Here is a 22932-nt window from a genome sequence, read left to right as displayed (position 1 = left end):
TCGCCGGCGTCGCTACGGCAATTGCCGGTGGCAACGAGATGCAATGATGGGCCGGATCGCGCCTTCTTGCTCGATCGCTTAAATTTGATGCAGTTTACAGGTTATTTGCTTGTTGATCGACCAACAAATGATAGAATCGCGTTGAATGGGGTCCCTGCTAATGGCTTAGTTTTTTTGGCCGGGTAGATCTTTGAAAGACCGTGCGAACGCAGCCATGAACGGCGCCGAGTCTGTGAAAGGAGTCGACCGAATCTATTGGATGCCGATCAGGGCGGCACTGCATCATTGAAAGTCTGGAGAGGGCGACAATGAAGTTGGACATTGTGCTTGCTGTCATACGAGTCGGCGAACGCGAAATATCTGCGGATTTTCGGACGTCCTCCGGCCGCTTGATCGTTGCCGAGGCGGCTGAAATCATTGAAGAACTGCGCCCCCCCGATTCCTGGGTAGCGCTGGCATCATTGAAGCGCAACGACAGTTGGGGAACACGTCCTACGACGGCTGAGCTCTTAACCTTTCTTGAGCGCTACGTTGCTGAGCACCCTCGGTTTAGCGCTACAAATCGTTGATTTTTTTCAATCGTCGCGTACCAAACTGCCGTAAATCGACCGGCGGTGTGAAAGGGCTGAAGTTTGTATCGCATTTTTAGGCATCGGGAAGGGCGAGAAGGACTTGATGCACGCGGAGGTACACCGCAATTATGGCTTCGTTGACGCGGCCGCGCGCGATGTTCACGGTCAATCGCGCCACGGGCCGCGGCTCCCTGCTTGCCTGCGGCAAGTTTAGGCAAAACATGGTGCTCGCGGCGCGGGCGCGTGGCCTGCACACTCACAGGCCGCGTGGAACCTATACACGAAGATCACCCTTGCGTTCATCGGCGCCGGTGCCGACGAATTGCCCGTTCGGGCAGGTCGCTAAAAAATGCTATGCGACAAATCGGCACTGTTGAACACATTGCATACGCCGCGGGGAGACGGTCGAGAGGGGCAGATGCTGAGTTTGACCCGCACCCTATTTTGGCGTCACCAGTCGTTTTTGCTCAGTTGCGGCACTCGCACGGCGCATGGACTTGGCGGTGGCAATATCGCGTACTACGCTGCGGTCCCCTGTTTTCATTGCGCTCTCGCATGCTCTGGGCTTGCAGTCACGCTCTGCCGCGCGGGCCGGGCACTAGCCAGTGCGATCCCGTTCCTTTCATACAATTTCCTAGGGAAATCACGTAGCTGATATGACTTGTTAAACGACCAACAAGTGTTATAGTTGTTGGTGTTCGCTTCCTTGATTAATCGGATATAGCCGTCAAGCCGAACGGCGATTTTTCTACTGATGCTCCCAGATCGATGGTCAAAGGACGTTGCCATGTCTGAAAAATCCGTATTGTTGGGCATCGACGGCGATACGCGCCTCGCAACGCTTACGCTCAATCGGCCCAACAAGTTGAACAGTTTCACGCGCCAGATGCACGACGAGTTGAATGACGCGCTCTCTCTGGTTGAGAAAAGTAATGCCAGGGCGCTCGTCATTACCGGCGCTGGGCCGGCTTTTTGCGCCGGTCAGGATCTGGCTGATCTCGACTTCACGCCGGGCAGGCCGCCTGACCTGGGCGAGATCATTGAACTGCATTTCAATCCGTTGATTCGTCGACTTCAGGCGTTGGCGCTGCCGGTGATCGCGGCCGTGAACGGTACGGCGGCGGGCGCGGGCGCGAGCCTGGCGATGGCCTGCGACCTCATTGTTGCCGCGCGTTCGGCCAGCTTCATCCAGGCCTTTGTCAAGGTCGCACTTGTGCCGGACGCGGGAGGAACTTGGTTTCTGCCGCGGCGCGTCGGCGACGCGCGTGCGCTCGGTCTCGCGCTAACCGGCGATAAGCTCAGCGCCGAAAAGGCCGAAGAGTGGGGCATTGTCTGGCGTGTAGTGGCCGATAGCGAAGTGCATGCCTCCGCCCACGCACTTGCGGCGCAACTCGCAGAACGGCCTGCGCGCGCGGTGGCCGCCATCAAGAGGGCGATGCGTGCGAGCGGCAACAACACACTCGATCAACAACTCAACCTCGAACGAGACTTGCAACGCGAACTCGGTGCGTCGCCGGATCACGCGGAAGGCGTTGCCGCGTTTAAGGAGAAGCGCGCGCCGCGCTTCGAGGGGCTCTGATTCCCGACTATTTTGATGAGTGTGGCAGTGTCGTAATGCCAAAAGGCGCGGGGGGAAAGCCCGGCTTGCCTGGAAAGCAATGGGGGCATTAAGTGTCACCGCCGAATTGCGGTCGCCTTTGATGCGCGCTGCCATGCCGATCCCCACGGAGCGCCCAATAGCCCGATCAAGAAAATGTGGTGGTTCTAAGAAAAAATGACCCTGACTTAGTCTAGGACGGTCTTGAAAAGTAGCGCTTGAGAAGTTGAACGATAGTCATGTTTTCAGAGCTAATAGGTGGATCCGATGAGCACCCATTGTGCAAACAATAGCGAGCGCGCAAGCGTCCGGGCGCCGGAAACGGTCGCCCACTCGCGCGGCGTGCAGTCGCTTGAACGAGCGATCGTCGTCCTGCGCCTGCTGGCCAAACATCACGTGACGGGTGTCTCACTTGCCTCAGTCGTCGCTAAAACGGGGCTTGACCGTACTACGGCCTACCGGATTGCCTCATCGTTAGTTGAATCCGGCATGGCGTCACGTGGCCCGGAGAAGGAATACCGGCTCGGCATCGAAACAATGGCGCTAGGCATGACGGCGATGCAGCGGCCGCCGCTGATCGATCGCTGCGCGCCGATGATGAAGCGGCTCGCGCGACAATCGGGTGGACATGTGCTGCTATGCATTCAGTCGGGTGACTACGCACATTGCTTGCACATGGAGTCGGCAGAGCCGCAGATGCCAGAGATTAGTTCGTATCTCGGGATGATGCGCTTGCTCGGCATTGGAATTTCCGGCGTAGCCTTGCTCGCCCGTCAATCAGATCAGTACATCCGCGAGCACTATACGCGGCGCCGTGTCGAATACCACAAGCACCGGATGACGGAGAACAAGTTGTGCGGCTTACTCGAGCGGACACGATCGAACGACTTCGCGTACGTCCATCCGCGCCAGATGGCGGGGGTAGGAATCTCCTTCGAAACAGACTCGTGCGGCCTTGCTGGCCTGAATGTAATTGCCCGTACCTCAGAACTGCCTTTGTCCCGTGCACCTGCCGTCGCCTCGATGATGCGCGAGCATCTGGTCGATCTCATTTCAAAGGAGGGCTCGTCCTCAGCGACCGCTCGTTAGATGTAATCATCCCCCTTAACTGCTTACCGCTCGACTTGAACCTCAAATGCACAATGCGTTTTCCATGTCGTTGGTGATCCGAGGCATCGGGGAACCGATGTCAGGCGGCTCTGGTTTCCCCGAGTGCACATTGTGAACAACGCCGCGACTTTATGTTGTTGATCGTCGGCATCGGCGTTTGAATAGGACATGGAGGACAGCGGACGTTTCGCCGGGCGTACTTCAGCTTGAGGTCAAGAGAATGGGCGCCCCTGTTCGTCTTGAATGACGACTATACAGACTATCCAGAACAATCAGCCGGAGACAACTATGGTTTCGCTAGCAAAGTATCCCGAGGAAAGCGCCGCGAGTGCCGCGCAGTTTCTCGATGCCGACAAAACGTTCAAAAAGATCGCTCGCCGTCTCATCCCGTTGTTATTCATCATTTACTTGATGGCTAACATAGACCGCGTCAACGTCGGCATTGCGCAGCTCCAGATGAAATCCGACCTTGGTTTCACCGACGCCATTTATGGTATGGGCGCGGGCATCTTCTTCGTGTCGTATGCGCTGTTCGAATTGCCGAACACCTACGTGATGTCGCGAATCGGCGCGCTTAAGACGATCATGCTATTGACAGTTGGTTGGGGCTGCGTCTCGTCGCTCACGATGTTTGTCCGCACTCCGACCTCGTTTTATGCGCTGCGCTTTTTGCTGGGGGTGTTCGAGGCGGGGTTCTATCCGATCGTCGTCTACTACTTGTCGCGCTGGTTTCCGCTGCAACGCCGCGCCAAGGCGTTTGCGCTGTTCTCGTCGGGAATCGTGATATCTGGAATTCTGGCCTACCCGTTATCCGGAGCGATCCTTAAACACATGCATGACGTAGGGGGGTTGCACGGCTGGCAGTGGATGTTCCCGCTTGAAGGTTTGCCGTGCGTCGTGCTCGGCCTGCTGGTTCCGGCGCTGCTCGATGAGTCGCCCGAACGTGCCGACTGGCTGTCAACCGACGAAAAGACCATGATCGCCGCTTCTCTCGAAGCGGGGGCACCGGCTAGCGAGGGCCAGACGTTCGCACAGGTTCTCCGTCATCCTCGCCTGTATGCGCTGATGGCCGTATATTTTGCGTTTGCTGGCGCTGTCGCGGTGGTCCACTTTTGGACGCCGACCATCATTCGCTCGCTCGGCGTGACCGACATCGCCACGATCGGCCTCTACTCCGCCGTCCCCAGCGTAATCTCGCTGGTCGCGATGATCACGATTGGCGCGCGTGCCGACCGCACGCGGCGCTTACGCGAAAGCATTGTTGCGATGGCATTGGTCGGCGGCGGCACACTTTGCTTGCTGCCATTCGCCTCGGGTTCGCTGGTGGTTTCACTCGTTTTGCTGTCGGTCGCTATGGCAGCAACGCTTACGTTCATTCCGCTCTTCTGGGCCAGCGTGCCTGCTTGCTTGCCCGGTCCAGGCGTCGCGAACGCTATCGCGGCAGTCGCGACCATCGGCCTTCTGGGTGGAGTCGTCAGCCCAGCCTCGATCGGATGGTTGAAAACGCACACGGGCAGCATGAGCATCGGGATCTATATATTCGGAGCCCTGTTCGCAGCGGGCGGCCTTTTGTATGCCGGGGCGACTCGCAATGTGGCAAATCTGCGCCAGCGCGAGGTCTAACGGAATAAGGTCTAGCAGACGTTGAGTATTGAAATGCAAGTCGCCATCGGATGACGCAACGCATTTGTCTCCGTGCAAATTGACGGTTGCAGTCGTACTTGGCCGGATTAGTCGTTAAGACGATCGTGGCCGGCAAGAGGATTCCCGCGGAATTGCGCGTCTACGGGCGACAGTGCGCTGCGCCCACCTCCGCGGGAGCAGCGGCGTTTGAAAACTCTTGTCGAACTCACCGCGCATATCTGCTGGAAGCGAAGTTTTGGTGAAAACTTCCGTCGTCCTCAGCCCAGCGTGGAAGATGACGGCGCTGGTTGTACGTACGTTGCAGTTACTCCGAGAAGTCCCGAACGCAAGATAAAAAATTCAACTTTTACGAACTATAAGTAGTCCTTGGAGACGATCAAAAATGAAGAAGTCGCTTTTCGCTCTCGCAGTTCTGGGCGCATTTGCAGGCGTCGCTCATGCTCAGAGCAGCGTAACCCTGTACGGTATCATTGACGAAGGCTTCAACATCAACACCAACTCGGGTGGCAAACACCTGTACAACCTGTCCAGCGGCGTTCTGCAAGGTTCGCGTTTCGGCTTGCGTGGCGCGGAAGACCTGGGCGGAGGTCTGAAGGCAATCTTCGTGTTGGAGAACGGCTTTGACGTGAACAACGGCAGGCTGGGTCAAGGCGGCCTGATGTTCGGTCGTCAGGCTTACGTCGGCCTGTCGAGTCAAGCCGGCACCGCCACGCTGGGTCGTCAGTATGACTCCGTGGTTGACTATGTTGGCCCGCTGGCAGCCGGTACCCAATGGGGCGGCTACATCGCTGCTCATCCGGGCGACATCGACAACTTCATCAACTCGTACCGCACCAACAACACCGTCAAGTACAGGAGCGCAAACTACGGCGGCCTGACATTCGGCGGCACGTATAGCTTCGGCGGCCAAGCAGGCAACTTTACCGGCAACCAGATTTGGTCGTTGGGCGCTGGCTACAACAACGGTCCTCTCGTGCTCGGCGTCGGTTACTTGAATGCACGCACGCCGGCAGCTTCGGGAGGTTTGTTCAACAGCAGCGGTACGATCGCCGCACCGGCCGCGGCAGTGACGTCGCCGGTCTACGCTGGCTTCGCATCGGCTAACACGTACCAGGACATCGGTGCAGGCGGCGCATACACGTTCGGCGCAGCAACCATCGGCGCAACGTACTCGAACATCCGGTTCGCCAACCTGGGCGCATCGTACGCATCGCCGTTCAAGGGTCAGTCGGTTACGTTTAACAACGCAGAACTAAACTTCAAGTATCAGTTCACTCCAGCATTGCTAATCGCCGCAGCGTATGACTACACGCGCGGCGCGGAAATCAACGGCAACTCGCGTGCTCAGTACCACCAAGGCGCGGTTGGTGTGGACTACTTCCTGTCCAAGCGAACGGACGTGTACGTCGTCGGCGTGTACCAACATGCTCTGGGCGAGACGGTCAACGCAGCGGGCGCGCCGGTCGCGGCGACGGCTAGCATCAACCTTCTGACGCCTTCTTCGAACCAGAATCAGTTCACGGCGCGTGTTGCTATCCGCCATAAGTTTTGATACGTAGTTTAATTCAGCAAAACTTATTATCTTTACAGAGCCTGGACTATGCATGCACGGTTGGTCGCTCGAACCCGCTGAAGATCACGAGTTCGGACACTACCAACCCTTGATATGGGCACAACTTGCTTCAACACGCCGACGGTGCGTTTGATCCTTTGCGCCCTAGGAATTTTCGATTCGCCCTGACAGTTCGAGATCGCCTCGAGCCTTCACCGCCCTACCAGAATGGAGCACACATGACCACAACTGCAGACCGCAAATACTGGCGAACCGCCATCGCTGACCCTTCTCCCCATGAAGGTACTTTGGTCAGGGGCTACGACGTCCTCACGGATCTCGTCGGCAAGATCGACTTCGGAGCGATGGTGTACCTGCTCTACAAGGGAGAGCTTCCCAAGGGCAACGAGTCGAAGATCATCAATGCGATGTTCATCTCGGTGGCCGACCACGGTATTTCTCCGTCTTCGACAGTCACCCGATTCGTGCAAGCCGCTGGCGTACCGATCCAATGCTCGGTGGCTGCCGGCGCCATGATGTTTGGCGACGTTCATGGGGGTGCCGGTGAAGAGTTCGCACGCTACATCCAGGAGCTGGTGTCCGAGGCAGCCTCGAGCGGACGCAGCTATGAGGATGTGGCGACTGAGTACGTTGGCAACCACAAGCGGCTCGATGGCTTCGGGCATCCGCAGCATCCCGAGGGCGATCCTCGCGGAAAGAGGCTGTTCGCGCTCGCCGAGGAGTACGGGCTGGCAGGCGACCACATCCGGATGACTCGCGAGCTGGAAAAGGCGCTGATCAAGAAGAAAAACCGACCACTGCTGGCGAACATCGATGCGGCGGTTGGAGCAATCATCTCGGACATGGGATTCGACTGGCGGCTGGCTCGCGCCTTCATCGTCGTTCCGCGCACCGCGGGCCTGTTCGCCCACGCATTCGAGGAGTCCGTGCGCGAGCCCGGCTGGCGCCAGATCACGCTTGACCAGGTTGAATACGACGGCCCCGCCCGACGCAAAAACGACAGCCCCAGCGCGATCTGATTGCACCAACTTTTGACACCGCTGCATCTGCCGGCGTCCCTTTTTGACTTTCTCATAACTTGATTGGATAAACCATGAACACTCGCGTCGCAGTCGTCGGCATTGGAATGACCTCCTTCGGAAAATTTATGGACCGCTCGGTCAGGACGTCCGCGGAAGAGGCCGTACGCAACGCGCTGGCTGATGCCGGCATCGGTGCCGAGCGCGTGGACCGCGTCTTTTTCGGCAACGCAGCAGCCGGACTCATCACGGGCCAGGAGATGGTGCGCGCGCAAGCCGCACTGAGATATACCGGCCTGTTGGGAAAGCCGATGGTCAGCGTCGAGAATGCCTGCGCGACCGGCAGCACGGCTTTCCATCTTGCTTGGCATTCAGTTGCCAGCGGCCAGTCGGACGTGGCAATGGCTGTCGGTGCGGAGAAGCTGAGCCACCCCGACAAAGCGGTGTCGTTCGGGGCGTTCGGAGGAGCGGTGGACAAGGAAGATGTCATGCCGTCGCACATCGGTTCCGGCAGCGGATCCATCTTCATGGACATCTACGCGGAACGCACGCGGCGCTACATGAAAGCGACCGGAACAACGCCAGCGGACTTCGCGCGGATCACCGTCAAAAGCCGTCGTGCAGGCGCCATGAACCCGTACGCACAGTTTCGCAAGGAGACGACGGTCGAGGAGGTCCTGGCCGCGCGCATGATCAGCGACCCGCTCACGCTTCCGATGTGCTCGTCGATCGGCGACGGTGCGGCCGCGATCGTTCTCGTCTCGAGCCGCGTCGCGGCGCAATTGACGGGATGCAGGCCTGTGTGGGTTGCAAGCTCCGTCCTTTTGTCCGGGATGGCGGATCCCACCAAGCCGAGCGCTTCGGTCAGCGCCGCGAAGGCCGCCTACAAAGAAGCCTCGATCGGGCCGGACGAGGTCCACGTTGCTGAGGTTCACGACGCATCGGCTCCCGGTGAGCTCATCAACTACGAGGTCGTGCAGTTCTGTCCCGAAGGACAGGGCGTTGAGTTGCTGCGAAGCGGTGCCACGGACATCGGCGGGCGAATCTCCGTCAACCCGAGCGGCGGTCTACTCAGCCGAGGTCATCCGATCGGTGCCACCGGTGCGGCGCAGATCGCCGAGTTGGTTCAGCAGTTGCGCGGTGAAGCAGGGGAACGGCAACGCCATTCCGCCAAAGTCGCTCTGGCGCAAAACTCGGGCGGCCAAGTCGGTCACGAGTCCGCGGTAGCGGTTGTGTCCATTCTCACGGCATGAAGGAGTCAGCGATGACGCAACGACTGCAAGGCAAAGTGATCGTGGTGACCGGCGCAGGCGCCGGCGTGGGCAAGGAGATCGCACTCGAGGCAGCGCGCCAGGGCGCGCGCGTGATCGTGAATGACCTGGGCGTGAGCATGGACGGCGCGGGGGGCAGTGAGGGACCTGCCCAGCAGACCGTCGACCAGATTCGCCAAGCCGGCGGAGAGGCCAGCGCAAACACCGACAGCGTGGCCGAGTGGAGCTCCGCCCAGCGAATCATCCAGCATGCGCTCGACACGTACGGGCGCGTCGATGGGTTGGTGAACAACGCGGGCAACCTGCGCGATGGCTATTTCCACAAGATGTCGGAAGAGGACTTCGACGCGGTAGTGAAGGTGCACCTGAAGGGCTGCTTCAACATGGCCCGTGCCGTCGCGCCGCACTTCAGGAACCAGGAGTCCGGCGCTATCGTGCACATGACTTCGACCTCAGGGCTGATCGGTAATGGCGCGCAGGCCAACTACGCTGCTGCAAAGATGGGCATCGTCGGCCTGTCGAAATCGATTGCGCTCGACATGGAGCGCTTCAAGGTGCGGTCGAACTGTATTGCGCCATTTGCATTCACCCGCATGGTGAGCTCGATCCCGACCGACACTCCGGAAGGGCTGGCCCGCACGTTGGTCAACCAGCGCATGGAGGTTGCCAAGATTGCGCCGTTCACCTGCGCGTTGCTCACCGACGAAGCCCTTGGCGTGACCGGTCAGATCTTCGGCGTTCGCAGCAACGAGATCTACTTGTTCTCTCAACCGCGGCCGATCCGTACCGCGCACCGCAGCGAGGGCTGGACCGTCGATACGTGCCTTGAAGTGGCGCTGCCCATGATGAAGCCCTCGTTCTTCCCGCTGGACAAGTCGCGCGACATCTTCAGTTGGGATCCCGTCTGACGGGGCGAAGACAACCACCAGGAGCAAGCGATGAGTGAAGAGAGGCAGGAGCAAGCGATGAGTGAGGAGACGCGTGACATGCTGCATGAAGCGGCCCTCCGGATATTCGAGGACAAGCCCGAGGACCTGTGGGCAGTCCTGCAAGAGTCCGGATTCGACAAGGCTTTGCTTCCTGAGAGCAAGGATGGCGCCGGCGTGAGCTGGGCGGATGCCTGCGGGCTTCTGGTCCTGGCCGGTGAGCATGCCGCGGCCGCTCCGCTGGCGGAAGCGATGGTCGGACACTGGCTTTTAGACCACGCAGGCGTCGAGGGCGCAACCTTGCCGACCATTGCGCCGTCGGCGCACTCCGAGCAGATCCGGCTGGGTTCCGCCCGCGACGGCTGGCGTGTCGATGGCACGCTCCCCCGCGTCCCATGGGGCGACGCATGCACGCACGTCGCGTTCATCGTGGGTTCCGGCACAGCCGCTCAACTGATCGTCCTGGCCCGGGATGCGGCGGGCGTCTCCATCACGTCAGGCCGCAATCTCGCCGGCGAGCCGCGCGACACGCTGGTGCTCGAAGGCGTTGTGCCGCAGGCGGTGGTTTCCGCGCCTCTTGACGCGCGTGAGCTGTTCTCGCTTGCGGCGATTCTGCGCAGTGCTCTCATGGCCGGAGCGATCGAACGGTGCCTCGCTCTTGCCGTTGAGTACGCCAACCTTCGCGTGCAGTTCGGCCGACCGATCGGCAAGTTCCAGGCGGTGCAGCAGAGCATTGCCTTTCTCGCGACGCAGGCGGCAGCCGCGCGTGCGGCTGCCGAGGCTGGCAGCGAAGCGATCGACGAGTGGCTGGATGGGGTGGGCGAGCCCCTCACGCAAAGCATTGCCGCCGCCAGCGCGAAGATCCGAACCGGCGAAGCAGCGGGGCAGGCTTGCGCGATCGCGCACCAGGTGTTCGGGGCCATCGGCTTCACCGAGGAACACGAATTGCACCGATTCACGAAGCGGCTGTGGTCCTGGCGAGACGAGTGCGGCAACGAGGCTTTCTGGTCTCGCGAGCTTGGCGAACGCATCCTGGCCGGTGACCCCGGACAGTCCCTCTGGCGCGCAGTGGTGCCGACGGCGACGACCGCAAGTGGCGCAGCAGAAGCAGGAGCAGCACGATGAACAACCTTTCCTTTCCCCGCCCCCGTCAGTCAGAGATCGCTGAGGGGCTTCGAGCTGAAGTGCGCGAGTTCGTCGACGGCTGGCACGGCAATCGGCACAACGCCGCTTCTTTCAGCGGTTTTGATCCCGAGTTTAGCGAGGCCCTTGGCAAGCGCGGCTGGATCGGCATGGGCTTTCCCACGCGTTATCGCGGCGGTGGGTACGGACTGATGGAACGTCTGGTCGTTCTGGAGGAACTGCTCGCCGTTCGTGCACCGATCTTTGCGCATGCGGTAGCCGAGCGCCAGAGCGGGCCGCTGTTGCTGCGCTTCGGCACAGAACGGCAGCGCGAAGAGATCCTTCCCCGGATCGCCGCCGGAACGTGCTATTTCTGCATCGGCTTGAGCGAGCCTGACTCGGGCTCGGATCTCGCATCGGTGCGCACGCGCGCCACGAAGGTGGACGGCGGCTGGCGGGTGAATGGTGCCAAGATCTGGACCTCGAGCGCGCACCGCACACACTACATGATCCTGCTGTGCCGCACGGCGCCTGCGAGTGAAGTGCGGCAGGCCGGCTTGAGCCAATTTCTGGTCGACATGAAGACGCCCGGCATCACATGCCGGCCCATCGTCAACATCGCCGGAGACCACGACTTCAACGAAGTCCATTTCCAGGACGTCTTTCTCGCTGACGATGCCCTCATTGGCGTGGAAGGCCAAGGTTGGCAACAGGTCACGAGCGAGCTCACGTTCGAGCGAAGCGGGCCGGACCGGTTCATGTCTCACATGGGCGCGGTCGAGGAGTTTGTCGCCGTACTCAAGACGCAGCCGTCGGCTGAGGGCGCCCGGACGGTCGGGCGCCTGGTCGCTCACTTGTCGACGCTAAGGAGGATGTCGCGCTCGATCGCCGCGATGATTACCGACGAACAGGACGCCTCGTTGCATGCGGCGCTGGTCAAGGACCTCGGCACCTGCTTCGAACAGGAAATTCCCGAGACTCTCCGGCTTGTCCTGCAGACCGAGCCGGAGCCGGGCGCCTCCGACGCGTACAGCGCGGCGCTAGCCAACGTCATCCTGCACGCACCCTCCTGCACGATCCGCGGCGGGACTAAAGAAGTGCTGCGCGGCATCGTCGCGAAGTCGCTTGGTCTGCGGTAGTAAGCCATCTCATTCAACACATGCGGCGCAAGCCAATAGGAGTCACAAATGGAAACAGTCAAGGACACTGAAGAACTTCAGCGACAGCAGAGCGACGGCGTTTTATGGCTGAAGCTAAATCGACCGCAGGCCTTGAATTCGCTGACGCTCTCGCTTGTCAACGGTTTGACAACGGCGATCACCGACGCGCAGTGCAACTCGGAAGTCCGCGTCATCGTTCTGACAGGCGAGGGCCGCGCCTTCTGCGCGGGTGCCGATTTAAAGGATCCTGCTAGGAGCCGGCCGGAAAGCGGCGCTGAGTTTGTCAAAGCCATTGGGGCGCTGACGGAGTTGATCGAAGCTTGCTCCATGCCGGTTATCGCCGCGATCAATGGGATTGCCGTCGCCGGCGGACTGGAACTGGTGCTTGCCTGTGACCTCGTCATCGCCACCGAGTCTGCACGTCTTGGCGATGCCCACTCGAACTACGCGCTGTTCCCGGGCGCGGGCGCCACGGTCCGCCTGCCGAGGAAGGTGGGATTGAATAACGCCAAACTCCTCATGTTCACGGGCAACATGCATCCGGCTAGCGAATGGAAGGCGCTTGGCCTCGTCAACCAGGTGGTCGCTGATGACGGCTTCATTAGCGCAGTGGAGGCGCTTGCCAAGAAGCTCGCGACCAAGAGCCCACTGGTCCTCGGTCGCATGAAGCAGGCGCTTAATGATTCGCTGGATCAGCCGCTGTCCATCGGACTGCGCTATGAACGAGCCTTGAGCAACTTGCACCACTTTTCTGCCGACCGGGTCGAAGGGCTTGCGGCGTTCAAGGAAAAGCGCGCCCCGCAGTTCAAGGGCAACTAGTCCTGCCCGCCGCGCGACATCAACATCAAAAGAGACAACCGTGAGCATTCACTGGAACCCCACTCGGCGCGCGGCCTGATCAGCCTGGTCGTGCTGGCAGTCAACGAATACCCCGCGGGACCCGAAGCACGCCTGCGACTTGCGCAATAAAGGGCTTGAGCCGCTTCCTGGATCCCCCGCTGACGCGGTCCGCTTTTAGAGTCAGGAGCAGGCGAAGTGGGTCGCGTTGTCTCGAGGCGACTGAATTAGCGCAGTGTTCGCCGATCGCCCTGACCTAAGGCAGTTCGGCTGATATCGACAATTTGAAGGATGCATCTATGGAAACGAAAGACAAAGGGCCGTTGTCCGGCGTGCGGGTGATCGACATCGGCACCATGGTGGCAGGCCCCGTTGCCGCGACGCTGCTTGCAGACTTGGGCGCGGACGTGATCAAGATCGAGCAGCCGGGCCGCGGAGACTCGTTGCGCCATATCGGGCCGATGGTGGAAGGGGAAAGCCTTTGGTGGAATGTCGAAGGGCGAAACAAGAAGTCCATGACGCTCGATCTGCACCACCCCGAAGGCCAGAGGATTCTAAGGGAGATGGTGAAGCACGCCGATGTGTTCGTGGAGAACTTCCGCCCTGGCATCCTGGATAAATGGAACCTGTCTTGGGAGCACCTGAAGAAAGTGAATCCTAGGCTTGTGATGCTCAGTGTTTCTGGTTACGGCCAGACCGGACCGTACGCAAACCGGGCAGGATATGACCGCATTGCCCTCGCAATGGGTGGCACGCTAAACGCCACGGGCTATCCGGATCGCGCTCCAGTGAAGCTCGGCACGGCAATGGCCGACTATTCAACAGCGGTCCTTGGCGCTTTCGGAACCATGGTGGCGCTTTACCACCGTGATGTGCGTGGCGGCGCAGGTCAGCAAATTGATCTCTCGCTGTACGAAACAGTGTTCCGTTTCACGGACGTGATGGTTACGGCGTACGAGAAGCTGGGACTGCCGCGCGAGCGGACGGGCAACCTTCACTTCGCGGCCGCCCCGGGTGATCATTTCGAAACGTGCGATGGACGCTACATCGTCCTGACCGTATCCAACGATCGCATGTTCGGTCGCCTGTGCGAAGTCATTCCGGTCCTTGTCGGCGACGAGCGCTTTTCCAGCCACGCGAAACGCACCGAGAACGTCGAGGAAGTCAACGACATCGTCGCCGAATGGATCAAGTCGCTGCCGGTTCTGGAGGTGTGCCGGATTCTCGAAGAAAAAGGCCTCGCTTATTCATTGATCTACTCGATCAAGGACATCGTCGCGGACCCGCATTACCAGGCCCGCGGCAGCATCGCCACCGTCGAACACCCGCAAATCGGCCAACTGAAGATGCCGGCTGTGCAGCCCCGCTTCAGCGGGACACCGTCGCCGGAGATCAGGCCGGCGCCGGCCCTGGGTGCACATACCGATGAGGTCCTCCGCGAACTCGCGGGGCTGTCCAGCGAGCAGATTGCCGAGCTGCGCCACGCGGGCACGGTCTGAGGTGGCAAACCATGGAGGTACTTCAATGACGACGTCCCAAGTCAATGCAGTCGTTTGCGACCCGGCTAGCGTGATATCGGCGATCGAGAGCCGGTTCTCGTGCCGTGCGTTCTCGCCCGACAAACCGGTCTTGCGCGAGCAAGTCGACGAAATTCTGAGGATCGCGAGTTGCGCGGCGTCCAGCACTAACACCCAGCCGTGGAAGGTGTATGTGCTGCAGGGCGAACGTCGCGATGCATTGGTTGCGAAAGTGTGTGCGGCACATGATGCGACCCGTGTCAATTCTTCCCTGACCGCCGAGTACGGCGAGGTGGACGGCTACTACCCTGCGGAGTGGGTCTCGCCTTACATCGACCGGCGACGTCACAACGGCTTGACTCTGTATGGTCACCTCGGAATCGGAAAAGGGGAGAAGGACAAGATGCATGCGCAGGCGCAGCGAAACTACCGTTTTTTCGACGCGCCAGTCGGCCTCATGTTCACCATCGACCGCGTCATGGGCCGCGGCTCACTGATCGACTACGGCATGTTCCTACAAACGTTGATGCTGGCGGCGCGCGCCCTCGGCCTGCACACCTGCCCCCAGGCGGCGTGGAACAACTGCGCGAAGATCGTCATGCCTTTCATCGACGCGGGTTCGAATGAAATGCTGGTTTGCGGCATGGCGCTCGGTTATGCCGATGAGACCGCGGACGTGAACACCTACAGAACGCCACGAGAGGCGGTGGAGAGCTTCACCCGATGGATCTGAGCCGCGCGCTTACATAGGTTTTCAAAAACATCGCCAGCGGATATCGGCCAGACCGGATCGAACTTGCGCAGGGCATCGACATCGAGTTGATGTGAACTAGTACCGGAATAGCCTGGATTGAAGCGGGCTTCCGATATGTTGTCGAATGGAGTGAAAATTGAGCAGAGATGTGGTAGTTGTGAGCGGTGTACGGACCGCCATCGGCGAGTTCGGAGGCAGCCTGGCGAGCTTTCCACCGACCGATCTCGGCGCGCGTGTGGTGCGCGAGGCGCTGTCACGCGCGTCGGTGTCGGGCGACGAAGTGGGGCACGTTGTGTTTGGCAACGTCATCCACACGGAGCCGCGCGACATGTACCTCGCGCGCGTCGCCGCGATCAACGGCGGCGTCGCACAGCACGCACCGGCCGTGACAGTGAACCGTCTGTGTGGTTCGGGGTTGCAGGCGATCGTCTCGGCCGCGCAATGCATTCTGTTAGGCGACACAGATGTTGCGGTCGGTGGCGGCGCGGAAAGCATGAGCCGCGCGCCGTATTCGATGCCCGCGGCGCGCTTCGGTCAGCGCATGGGCGACGCGCGTATCGTCGATATGGTGGTCGGCGCGCTCAACGATCCGTTCGACAAGATTCACATGGGCGTGACCGCGGAAAACGTCGCGGCGAAGTTCGGCGTTACGCGCGAGGCGCAGGACGCGCTCGCGCTCGAATCCCACCGGCGCGCGGCGCAAGCCATCGAAGCCGGGTATTTCAGGGAACAGATTCTGCCGATCACGCTGGCATCGAAGAAGGGCGACACCGTGTTCGATACCGACGAGCACGTGCGCATGAAAGCCACGGCGGAAGATTTCGCCAAGCTGAAGCCTGTGTTCGCGAAGGAAAACGGCACGGTCACGGCGGGCAACGCGTCCGGTCTGAACGACGCGGCAGCCGCCGTTGTGCTGATGGAGCGCAGCGTCGCCGAAAAGCGCGGCATAAAGCCTCTCGCGCGCCTCGTCGCGTACGCGCACGCGGGCGTCGATCCGAGAATCATGGGTATCGGCCCGGTTCCGGCCACGCAGAAAGTGCTCGAACGCGCGGGCCTGACGGTCGCCGATCTCGACGTGATCGAAGCCAACGAAGCGTTCGCCGCGCAAGCGTGCGCCGTGGCGCAGGAATTGAAGCTCGATCCTGCCAAGGTTAATCCGAACGGCTCGGGTATCTCGCTCGGGCATCCGATCGGCGCGACGGGCGCGATCGTCACCGTGAAAGCGCTGTACGAATTGCAGCGTATTGGTGGGCGTTATGCGCTGGTGACGATGTGCATCGGCGGCGGGCAGGGCATCGCGGCGATATTCGAACGAATTAATGCGTAAGCGCGAGTGTTACGCGCTAACGACCGGCTATATATAGGCGCGGCCGTAGGCACTTGTCCTGTGTCATAGGCGGAATCGTCGCAAATCGTTGGTCGAGCCGTCATTGGACGACTATTGGCGCAGGAGCGCTTGATGGGAGCTGGAAATGAAAATACTTGTTTCAGTGAAACGTGTGATTGACTACAACGTGAAGGTCCGGGTGAAGTCGGACAACTCGGGGGTCGATCTAACGAACGTGAAAATGTCTATGAACCCCTTCGATGAAATTGCGGTGGAAGAGGCGGTGCGCCTGAAAGAGGCCGGCGTTGCGACCGAAGTGATTGTCGTGTCGGCAGGGGTTGCGCAGGCACAGGAAACGCTTCGCACGGCGTTGGCGATCGGGGCGGACCGCGCAGTTCTTATCGAGACGAATGAAGAGTTGCAGCCACTCGCTGTCGCCAAGCTCCTTAAAGCGCTAGTCGACAAGGAGCAGCCGCAACTCGTGATCCTCGGCAAGCAGGCCATCGACGACGACTCGAATCAAACGGGTCAGATGCTCGGTGCTTTGTCGAATCTGCCGCAAGCGACGTTCGCGTCCAAGGTCGTTGTAGCTGATGGGATAGCTAATGTTTCTCGTGAAGTAGATGGCGGCGCCGAAACGCTTGCGCTGAAGCTGCCGGCCGTGATCACGACCGATCTGCGTCTGAACGAGCCGCGCTACGTGACGCTCCCCAACATCATGAAGGCGAAGAAAAAGCCGCTGGAAACGATCAAACCCGTAGATCTCGGCGTCGATGTCGCGCCGCGCCTTAGAACGCTGAAAGTCGCCGAGCCGCCGAAGCGTTCCGCTGGGGTGAAGGTGCCGGATGTGAAAACGCTGGTCGAGAAACTGAAGACCGAAGCGAAGGTACTTTAAGTAGACACGGAGACAGAGCAAATGACGAATTTGGTAATTGCAGAACACGACAACGCCTCGATTAAGGCCGCGACGCTGCACACAATCGCCGCAGCACAGAAAATCGGCGGGGATATTCACGTGCTGGTCGCGGGTCACAACGTACGCGCTGCGGCTGTTGCGGCAGCGAAGATCGTAGGCGTCGACAGGGTGCTGCTTGCAGACGCGCCGCAACTTGCGGAAGGTCTCGCGGAAAACGTCGAGGGCACCGTGCTGGGCATCTCAAAAGACTACTCACACATCCTTGCGCCGGCCACGGCTTACGGTAAAAACATTTCACCACGTATTGCTGCGAAGCTCGATGTCGCGCAGATCAGCGACGTTACCGCTGTTGTTAGTGTCGACATATTTGAGCGTCCGATCTTTGCAGGCAACGCCATTGCGACGGTGCAATCGCAAGACCCGATCAAGGTCATCACCGTCCGCACAACAGCGTTTGATGCCGTCGCGTCCGAAGGCGGCAGCGCACCAGTCGAGGAGGTCGAAGCCGCAAGAGACAGTGGTCTTTCGAAGTTCGTAAGCCGCGAGATCACGAAGCTTGACCGTCCCGAACTGACGAGCGCTAAGATCATCGTCTCGGGTGGACGGGGGCTCGGCAGTGGCGAAAACTACACGAAGATTCTCGAGCCGCTCGCCGACAAGCTCAACGCCGCACTTGGCGCCTCGCGCGCCGCAGTCGACGCGGGTTACGTCCCCAACGACTTTCAGGTCGGTCAAACCGGCAAGATCGTTGCGCCACAACTTTACATCGCAGTGGGCATCTCGGGTGCCATCCAGCATCTCGCCGGCATGAAGGACTCGAAGGTCATCGTCGCAATCAACAAGGACGACGAGGCGCCGATTTTTAGTGTTGCAGACTATGGCCTCGTTGGCGACTTGTTTGCGATCGTGCCGGAACTCGTCGAAGGCATCTAGGCGCTGGCGATACGTGAACAAAGAAAATGCAGGAGGCGGAGTAGCTGATCGCTTCAGAGAGCGATCAAAGCGCCGAGTGGTATCTCCTTGCGGATTGAGTCGGTCCGAAAAACGGATTAACGGGTTGCTAGCTCATCAGTCGCTCATTGGGAAATGATTTTCTTTAATACTCAGGAGCGTGAATCGTGATGGATGCTCGGAATGATTTGAGAGTGCCTGGAGACGTGGAGAAAACGGATGCCAGCCGTGTCCAGGACAATCTCACAACTGCTCGGAACCTTCGCATCCACACCTTTTCAAGTTGGGCATGGGCGTCCCCGAGCCAATACGACTGGATGGACTCAAACCTTCCTTCTATCGATGATACGTGATGGACTTAGATCGAGCCGCGCCTCCGTCGTGTCACTCGGGCGCTGCATCCCTGCACCGCTGGATTCGGCGCACTGATTGAACGCGACGGCGTGAGTTGTTGCTCCGGGCAAACTCACAACGCGCCCGGTAACCCGTCGCTATGCAGAGGTTTGCCCACCGGCGACAACGCGGGACTTCTGAACGCAACGCGGGTCAAGGGCAGTCACGGCGCGATCGAGTCCGGCACGCTTGCTGAGGACGCAGCATTCGATGCTGTAGTTCGTCAAAAGCTTGGACCTGGCCGACCCACTCATCGTCAACGCGCAGAACTGAGGCGCACTGCAAGACCTGCGACGTGAGACCCGACGCATTCGTCGTGTGGGTCACGCCGGCAGGCAGCGGCGGTTCGAGCTACCGAATGTGTGAATGACGGGCCGACTTGCATCGACCGATCAACTGAGGGAGACAACAGCATGAGCATCATTGATTACAGCATGGCTACGCTCGACGACTTCGTCGGTCGTGAATTGGGGGTATCAGATTGGGTCGTCGTCGATCAGGCGCGCATCGATACGTTTGCCGACTGCACTGGCGACAAGCAGTGGATTCATGTGGACGTCGAACGCGCGTCACGCGAGAGCCCTTACGGCGGCACGATCGCGCACGGCTACTTGACGCTGTCGCTGCTGGCGGCGCTGGCGATCGACATCGGGATGATTCCTGCAGACGCAGCGGCGGGCCTGAACTACGGACTGGACAAAGTGCGCTTCGTCGCGCCTGTGAAAGCCGGCGTACGGGTGCGTAGCCGGCTAGTGTTGCTGGAGATCGAAAGAAAATCCGGGGGCCGCCTTATTCTGAAGATCGCCAACGAATTGCAGATCGAAGGTGAATCCAAGCCGGCACTGATCGCCGAGACACTGGTCATGCTGATTGCGCGCGACGTTCAAACGGTCAAAAACGCGACTATACCTGGAACTGCCTGCCCATAAATCAAGAAGCCGCAATCACTCCAGTGCAACCAGCAGATCACGGGTATTCCGAGGCAGATTAGAAGGGGTGATCTGTGTGCAGACGAGGCGCAACAGCGCGCGCCAGCGATTGAGTTTCGGCGATTGCAATACGAGCTGTCTGATGTACTCCAGTGCCTTGCGGATATCGCCGACCAGCACACGGACGGTCTGCGTCATCGTATGTAACGGCGTGAGATAGAGCCAGGTGCCGCCAGCGTGGCTGGCGCTTTTGCCGACGGCGGCGATCACGCTCGACTTCTCGGATGCTGAGCGTAAGGCGCTGTTTCACGACCATGCATAGAGAGTCTATAGGCTTTCGAGGATCGCGCAATTGCAACCAAGGCAAACCTCATGATGATTTACCGCATGCGCGCTCGAAGCGGCGCCCCGCACGACGCGCGTGCAAAGCCTCGATGTGCTCTCCTCTTAAGAGAACATCCCGGGCTGGTCGCGTGCAATCTGTATCAGCGATTCATGCCGATGCTGATGACCGCGGCCGGCGCAGTCAAAGCCGCGCGCGTGCTGATCTCGGTGCAGGCGTCGCGGGCCTGCAGGCCATTGCGACGGCAAAGCGTCCCGGCGCTGTAGTCGAGGCCTCGGATGTGCGGCCGGCCGTCAAAAAGCAGATTGAATCGCTGGGTGAGAAGTTCGTCGACGTGTCGTTAGAAACCGGCGAGGCTGCGAATTTTGTGGAATGGCCCCTCGAAACCTCTGTGCGGACCGCATTGAGCGAGAACCTGGGCATAGCCAAGGTTCGACAAATTTATGGTGCGCACTATGTCGAAGCGTCCACTGAGAAGGAGGTGGCTTATGCAACTGCAGTGCCCGGGTCTTTTCGAACAGGCGGCATATATCGGTGGAAGCTGGGTTGACACCACCCCGCTACCGCGCGTGTCTGTGACCAATCCGTCGACCGGCGAGATCGTCGGATCCGTGCCGCAGGTGACGGCGCAACAGGTGTGCGAAGCGATCGACCGCGCGCACGCGGCGCTGTCTGACTGGCGCGGATGGAGCAGCCGCGAGCGTGCATCGGTGTTGCGCGAGTGGGCGCATCTGGTCGAACGCCACCGCGAGGACCTGGCGATCCTGCTGTGCAGCGAGCAAGGCAAGCCGCTGCATGAAGCGCGGGGGGGAGGTCACCCAGGCGGCGAATTACCTTGAATGGTTCGCCGAGGAAGCACGCCGCATCCACGGCGACAACATTGCCGCGCCACGCCGTAATCAGCGTATCCGCGTGCTGCATCAGCCCGTCGGCGTATGCGGCGCGATCACCTCTTGGACGTTCCCTTTGTCGATGGTCGCGCGGCGTGTGGGCGCGGCGCTCGCCGCGGGCTGCACGGTCGTGCATCATCCCGATCCACAGACTCCCTTCTCAGCGCTCGCGCTCTGCGTGCTCGGCGAGAACGCCGGCTTGCTTCGCGGCGTGCTGTCGGTGTTGACGGGGAACGGCGAAACGATCAGGCCTACGATGGTGTCGGACGAGCGCATGCGAAAATCGCCTTCACGGGTTCCATCGAAGAAGGTAAGCGGCTGATGGCGCTTTCCTCGGAAACCCTCAAGAAAGTGTCGCTCGAACTGGGGGCGAATTGTCCCTTCATAGTGTTCGAAGACGCGGACGTCGATCTGGCCGTGAAGGGCGCGATCGACGCGCGCTTTCGCCATTCGGGCCAAGCCGCGATGTGCGCGAACCGCTTCTTCGTGCACGAGGAGGTCTACGATGGCTTCGTCAAGAAGCTTGTGTCGACGGTCGCCATGATGAAAGTGAGCGATGGTATGGCGGACGGGGCGCAGATTGGCCCGCTCATCAACGATGCCGCTGTCGCGCGGATCGAGCAAATCGTCGATGACGCGGTGCGTGCCGGCGCTATCATCGCGACAGGTGGGGAGCGCCTCGCACCAGGCGCGAACTTCTTCAAACCGACCGTCCTCATCGACGTCGAACCGCACATGAGTCTGTGCGGCGACGAGATTCTCGGTCCTATCGCGAGCATATTGCGTTTCATGAATGAAGATGACGTTGTTGCGCTGGCCAACAACACACGCACCGGCCTCGCCGCGTACTTCTACACGAAGGATATCAACCGCGCCTTCAGGGTAATGGAGTCGCTCGAATGCGGTGTGGTTGGCATAAACGACAGCCTCGTCTTCAATGAAGTCGCACCGTTTGGGGGTACCAAAGAGTCCGGCATGGGCCGCGAAGGCGCGCATTCCGGCATCGAGGAATATCTGGAGGCAAAGTATGTCTGCTTCGGGAACGTCTGAGCGCGCTGGTCGCTGCCGAAGTATCGGCGCTCTGAGGGAGCATCGCAGCAGGTCACCGTTACTTTATCCTAAGTGAAGTTGCGACTGGACTCGCTCGGTTCCAATCTCGGAAAGACGGCGTTCAAATTGCAAATTCGTAAGTACAGAGCAATGGAACGTGGCGGTTGATTGCGATGCGCGCATGATGCCAACGTCGTGCCTATTGAGTGCAAGCTCGCGGGATGTCGTTCTCGTGAAAATCTAGGAGTCGGTCATGGCTGAACAAACAAATCCCTTTGGTGATCTGACGAAGGTGCTCGAGCAGTTCAAGGTGCCGGGCGTTGATATGTCCGCGTTGGTCGAGTCGCGCAAGAAGGACATCGAGGCGATCGTCGAGGCGAACAAGTCCGCATACGACGCGATGCAGGCGTTCGCCCGTAAGCAGACTGAGATGCTGACGCAGACAATGCAGGACATTCAGGCGGCCGCCCAGGTCGGGGCGACGGACCCTGGCAAACATGCCGAAGTGGCGCGCAATGCGTGTCAGAAGGCGGTCGAAGACATCAAGGATCTGGCGGAAATTGCACGCAAGTCGCAAGTCGAGGCAATGGCGAGTCTCACAAAGCGCGCGAATGAGCGCGCGGCGGAGATCCAGCAGATGCTTCAGCGCAAATAGCCGACAACCCTGCGCCCGTCACGCGAGCAGACCCTTGTCGCGACGGGAACGGCGAGGACGTTGAATCATGACTTTCGGGAGACACAATGGCCGCGCCCTTCAACATGCCGGACGAGTTTATTCAGGGCTTCTTCAAATCGGGACAAACGCTACTGCAGGCCTACACCGGCGCGTCCGGCAAGATCGGCGAAGCGCCTTCGAGTTCCTCCAGTATGCCGGTGCTCGCGCTGGCGCAGGCACAGGCGCATTACTGGCAGCAGCAGATTGCGTTATACGCTGGAATGATTGCGAATGCAACGGGGCAGAAATCGGAGCCGGCGGTCCAGCCCGAGCGCGGCGACCGGCGCTTCAACGCCGAGGCCTGGAGCGCGAACCC

Annotated in this window: 20 protein-coding genes and 3 pseudogenes; 22 read left to right on the top strand and 1 reads right to left on the bottom strand. The window is 60.1% G+C overall.

Annotated features, from left to right (window positions below; translation table 11 throughout):
* Positions 1-308: 308 nt before the first annotated feature.
* From AWB74_RS45955 to AWB74_RS37615, 18 genes are all read left to right on the top strand, one after another.
* Positions 309-569, top strand: coding sequence for a hypothetical protein (locus AWB74_RS45955; protein WP_143749401.1), 261 nt, complete (start codon positions 309-311; stop codon positions 567-569).
* A gap of 790 nt (positions 570-1359) precedes the next feature.
* The gene (gene paaG / locus AWB74_RS37695; protein ID WP_061151687.1) at positions 1360-2151 is read left to right on the top strand and encodes a 2-(1,2-epoxy-1,2-dihydrophenyl)acetyl-CoA isomerase PaaG; all 792 of its coding nucleotides are present in this window, start codon (positions 1360-1362) and stop codon (positions 2149-2151) included.
* A 285-nt stretch (positions 2152-2436) separates the two neighbouring features.
* Positions 2437-3258, top strand: a complete 822-nt coding sequence (locus AWB74_RS37690) for an IclR family transcriptional regulator (RefSeq protein WP_061151686.1) — start codon at positions 2437-2439, stop codon at positions 3256-3258.
* Between the two features lie 309 nt (positions 3259-3567).
* Positions 3568-4902: an MFS transporter gene (locus tag AWB74_RS37685; protein WP_061151685.1), complete on the top strand. Its 1335-nt coding sequence runs from the start codon at positions 3568-3570 to the stop codon at positions 4900-4902.
* 403 nt (positions 4903-5305) lie between these two features.
* Positions 5306-6475, top strand: coding sequence for a porin (locus AWB74_RS37680; RefSeq protein WP_061151684.1), 1170 nt, complete (start codon positions 5306-5308; stop codon positions 6473-6475).
* A 239-nt stretch (positions 6476-6714) separates the two neighbouring features.
* Positions 6715-7515, top strand: coding sequence for a citryl-CoA lyase (locus AWB74_RS37675; protein WP_061151683.1), 801 nt, complete (start codon positions 6715-6717; stop codon positions 7513-7515).
* 74 nt (positions 7516-7589) lie between these two features.
* Positions 7590-8768, top strand: a complete 1179-nt coding sequence (locus tag AWB74_RS37670) for a thiolase family protein (protein WP_061151682.1) — start codon at positions 7590-7592, stop codon at positions 8766-8768.
* Between the two features lie 11 nt (positions 8769-8779).
* Positions 8780-9694, top strand: coding sequence for an SDR family NAD(P)-dependent oxidoreductase (locus AWB74_RS37665; protein WP_061151697.1), 915 nt, complete (start codon positions 8780-8782; stop codon positions 9692-9694).
* A 57-nt stretch (positions 9695-9751) separates the two neighbouring features.
* On the top strand, positions 9752-10837 hold the full coding sequence (locus AWB74_RS37660) for an acyl-CoA dehydrogenase family protein (RefSeq protein WP_160110355.1): 1086 nt from the start codon (positions 9752-9754) through the stop codon (positions 10835-10837).
* The gene (locus AWB74_RS37655; protein ID WP_061151680.1) at positions 10834-11973 is read left to right on the top strand and encodes an acyl-CoA dehydrogenase family protein; all 1140 of its coding nucleotides are present in this window, start codon (positions 10834-10836) and stop codon (positions 11971-11973) included. Before AWB74_RS37660 ends, AWB74_RS37655 begins: the two co-directional genes overlap by 4 nt.
* A 48-nt stretch (positions 11974-12021) precedes the next feature.
* Complete coding sequence (locus AWB74_RS37650) at positions 12022-12813, top strand: enoyl-CoA hydratase/isomerase family protein (RefSeq protein ID WP_061151679.1); 792 nt, start codon at positions 12022-12024, stop codon at positions 12811-12813.
* Between the two features lie 317 nt (positions 12814-13130).
* The gene (locus AWB74_RS37645) at positions 13131-14330 is read left to right on the top strand and encodes a CaiB/BaiF CoA transferase family protein (RefSeq protein ID WP_061151678.1); all 1200 of its coding nucleotides are present in this window, start codon (positions 13131-13133) and stop codon (positions 14328-14330) included.
* A 25-nt stretch (positions 14331-14355) separates the two neighbouring features.
* Entirely contained in the window at positions 14356-15081 is a 726-nt protein-coding gene (locus tag AWB74_RS37640) for a nitroreductase (RefSeq protein WP_061151677.1), read from the top strand.
* A 157-nt stretch (positions 15082-15238) separates the two neighbouring features.
* Entirely contained in the window at positions 15239-16429 is a 1191-nt protein-coding gene (gene bktB, locus AWB74_RS37635) for a beta-ketothiolase BktB (protein WP_061151676.1), read from the top strand.
* Between the two features lie 145 nt (positions 16430-16574).
* Positions 16575-17324 carry an electron transfer flavoprotein subunit beta/FixA family protein gene (locus tag AWB74_RS37630; RefSeq protein WP_061151675.1) on the top strand — a complete coding sequence of 250 codons (750 nt, stop codon included), beginning with the start codon at positions 16575-16577 and terminating at the stop codon, positions 17322-17324.
* Positions 17325-17345: 21 nt separating this feature from the next.
* Positions 17346-18278, top strand: coding sequence for an electron transfer flavoprotein subunit alpha/FixB family protein (locus AWB74_RS37625; RefSeq protein WP_061151674.1), 933 nt, complete (start codon positions 17346-17348; stop codon positions 18276-18278).
* A gap of 616 nt (positions 18279-18894) precedes the next feature.
* Complete coding sequence (locus AWB74_RS48770; protein WP_143749403.1) at positions 18895-19059, top strand: 4Fe-4S dicluster domain-containing protein; 165 nt, start codon at positions 18895-18897, stop codon at positions 19057-19059.
* A gap of 43 nt (positions 19060-19102) precedes the next feature.
* Positions 19103-19618: a MaoC family dehydratase gene (locus AWB74_RS37615; RefSeq protein ID WP_061151673.1), complete on the top strand. Its 516-nt coding sequence runs from the start codon at positions 19103-19105 to the stop codon at positions 19616-19618.
* A 15-nt stretch (positions 19619-19633) separates the two neighbouring features.
* On the opposite strand, the gene AWB74_RS37610 is transcribed toward AWB74_RS37615, so the two are convergent.
* Positions 19634-19888 (bottom strand): hypothetical protein, encoded by a 255-nt coding sequence (locus AWB74_RS37610; protein ID WP_061151672.1) that lies wholly within the window; start codon positions 19886-19888, stop codon positions 19634-19636.
* 112 nt (positions 19889-20000) lie between these two features.
* Here AWB74_RS37610 and AWB74_RS37605 point away from each other — a divergent pair.
* The 4 genes and pseudogenes from AWB74_RS37605 to AWB74_RS37590 all read left to right on the top strand — a co-directional run.
* Positions 20001-20316 (top strand): annotated as a pseudogene (locus AWB74_RS37605) (NAD(P)(+) transhydrogenase (Re/Si-specific) subunit alpha); the annotation flags it as partial.
* Positions 20317-20449: 133 nt separating this feature from the next.
* A pseudogene (locus tag AWB74_RS37600) lies at positions 20450-21901 on the top strand (NAD-dependent succinate-semialdehyde dehydrogenase).
* Positions 21902-22154: 253 nt separating this feature from the next.
* Positions 22155-22556: a TIGR01841 family phasin gene (phaP, locus tag AWB74_RS37595; RefSeq protein ID WP_061151671.1), complete on the top strand. Its 402-nt coding sequence runs from the start codon at positions 22155-22157 to the stop codon at positions 22554-22556.
* Positions 22557-22642: 86 nt separating this feature from the next.
* A pseudogene (locus AWB74_RS37590) lies at positions 22643-22932 on the top strand (class I poly(R)-hydroxyalkanoic acid synthase); the annotation flags it as partial.

The organism is Caballeronia arvi (genome assembly GCF_001544695.2).
Lineage (GTDB): Bacteria > Pseudomonadota > Gammaproteobacteria > Burkholderiales > Burkholderiaceae > Caballeronia > Caballeronia arvi.
The sequence above is the reverse complement of the archived record's forward strand: the minus strand, read 5'-3'. Positions and strand labels throughout refer to the sequence as shown.

Excerpts from the sequence above, each read along its gene's own strand:
- AWB74_RS45955 (WP_143749401.1), top strand. The coding sequence starts at position 309 with ATGAAGTTGGACATTGTGCTTGCTGTCATACGAGTCGGCGAACGCGAA.
- paaG (WP_061151687.1), top strand. The coding sequence starts at position 1,360 with ATGTCTGAAAAATCCGTATTGTTGGGCATCGACGGCGATACGCGCCTC.
- AWB74_RS37690 (WP_061151686.1), top strand. The coding sequence starts at position 2,437 with ATGAGCACCCATTGTGCAAACAATAGCGAGCGCGCAAGCGTCCGGGCG.
- AWB74_RS37685 (WP_061151685.1), top strand. The coding sequence starts at position 3,568 with ATGGTTTCGCTAGCAAAGTATCCCGAGGAAAGCGCCGCGAGTGCCGCG.
- AWB74_RS37680 (WP_061151684.1), top strand. The coding sequence starts at position 5,306 with ATGAAGAAGTCGCTTTTCGCTCTCGCAGTTCTGGGCGCATTTGCAGGC.
- AWB74_RS37675 (WP_061151683.1), top strand. The coding sequence starts at position 6,715 with ATGACCACAACTGCAGACCGCAAATACTGGCGAACCGCCATCGCTGAC.
- AWB74_RS37670 (WP_061151682.1), top strand. The coding sequence starts at position 7,590 with ATGAACACTCGCGTCGCAGTCGTCGGCATTGGAATGACCTCCTTCGGA.
- AWB74_RS37665 (WP_061151697.1), top strand. The coding sequence starts at position 8,780 with ATGACGCAACGACTGCAAGGCAAAGTGATCGTGGTGACCGGCGCAGGC.
- AWB74_RS37660 (WP_160110355.1), top strand. The coding sequence starts at position 9,752 with ATGAGTGAGGAGACGCGTGACATGCTGCATGAAGCGGCCCTCCGGATA.
- AWB74_RS37655 (WP_061151680.1), top strand. The coding sequence starts at position 10,834 with ATGAACAACCTTTCCTTTCCCCGCCCCCGTCAGTCAGAGATCGCTGAG.
- AWB74_RS37650 (WP_061151679.1), top strand. The coding sequence starts at position 12,022 with ATGGAAACAGTCAAGGACACTGAAGAACTTCAGCGACAGCAGAGCGAC.
- AWB74_RS37645 (WP_061151678.1), top strand. The coding sequence starts at position 13,131 with ATGGAAACGAAAGACAAAGGGCCGTTGTCCGGCGTGCGGGTGATCGAC.
- AWB74_RS37640 (WP_061151677.1), top strand. The coding sequence starts at position 14,356 with ATGACGACGTCCCAAGTCAATGCAGTCGTTTGCGACCCGGCTAGCGTG.
- AWB74_RS37630 (WP_061151675.1), top strand. The coding sequence starts at position 16,575 with ATGAAAATACTTGTTTCAGTGAAACGTGTGATTGACTACAACGTGAAG.
- AWB74_RS37625 (WP_061151674.1), top strand. The coding sequence starts at position 17,346 with ATGACGAATTTGGTAATTGCAGAACACGACAACGCCTCGATTAAGGCC.
- AWB74_RS37615 (WP_061151673.1), top strand. The coding sequence starts at position 19,103 with ATGAGCATCATTGATTACAGCATGGCTACGCTCGACGACTTCGTCGGT.
- phaP (WP_061151671.1), top strand. The coding sequence starts at position 22,155 with ATGGCTGAACAAACAAATCCCTTTGGTGATCTGACGAAGGTGCTCGAG.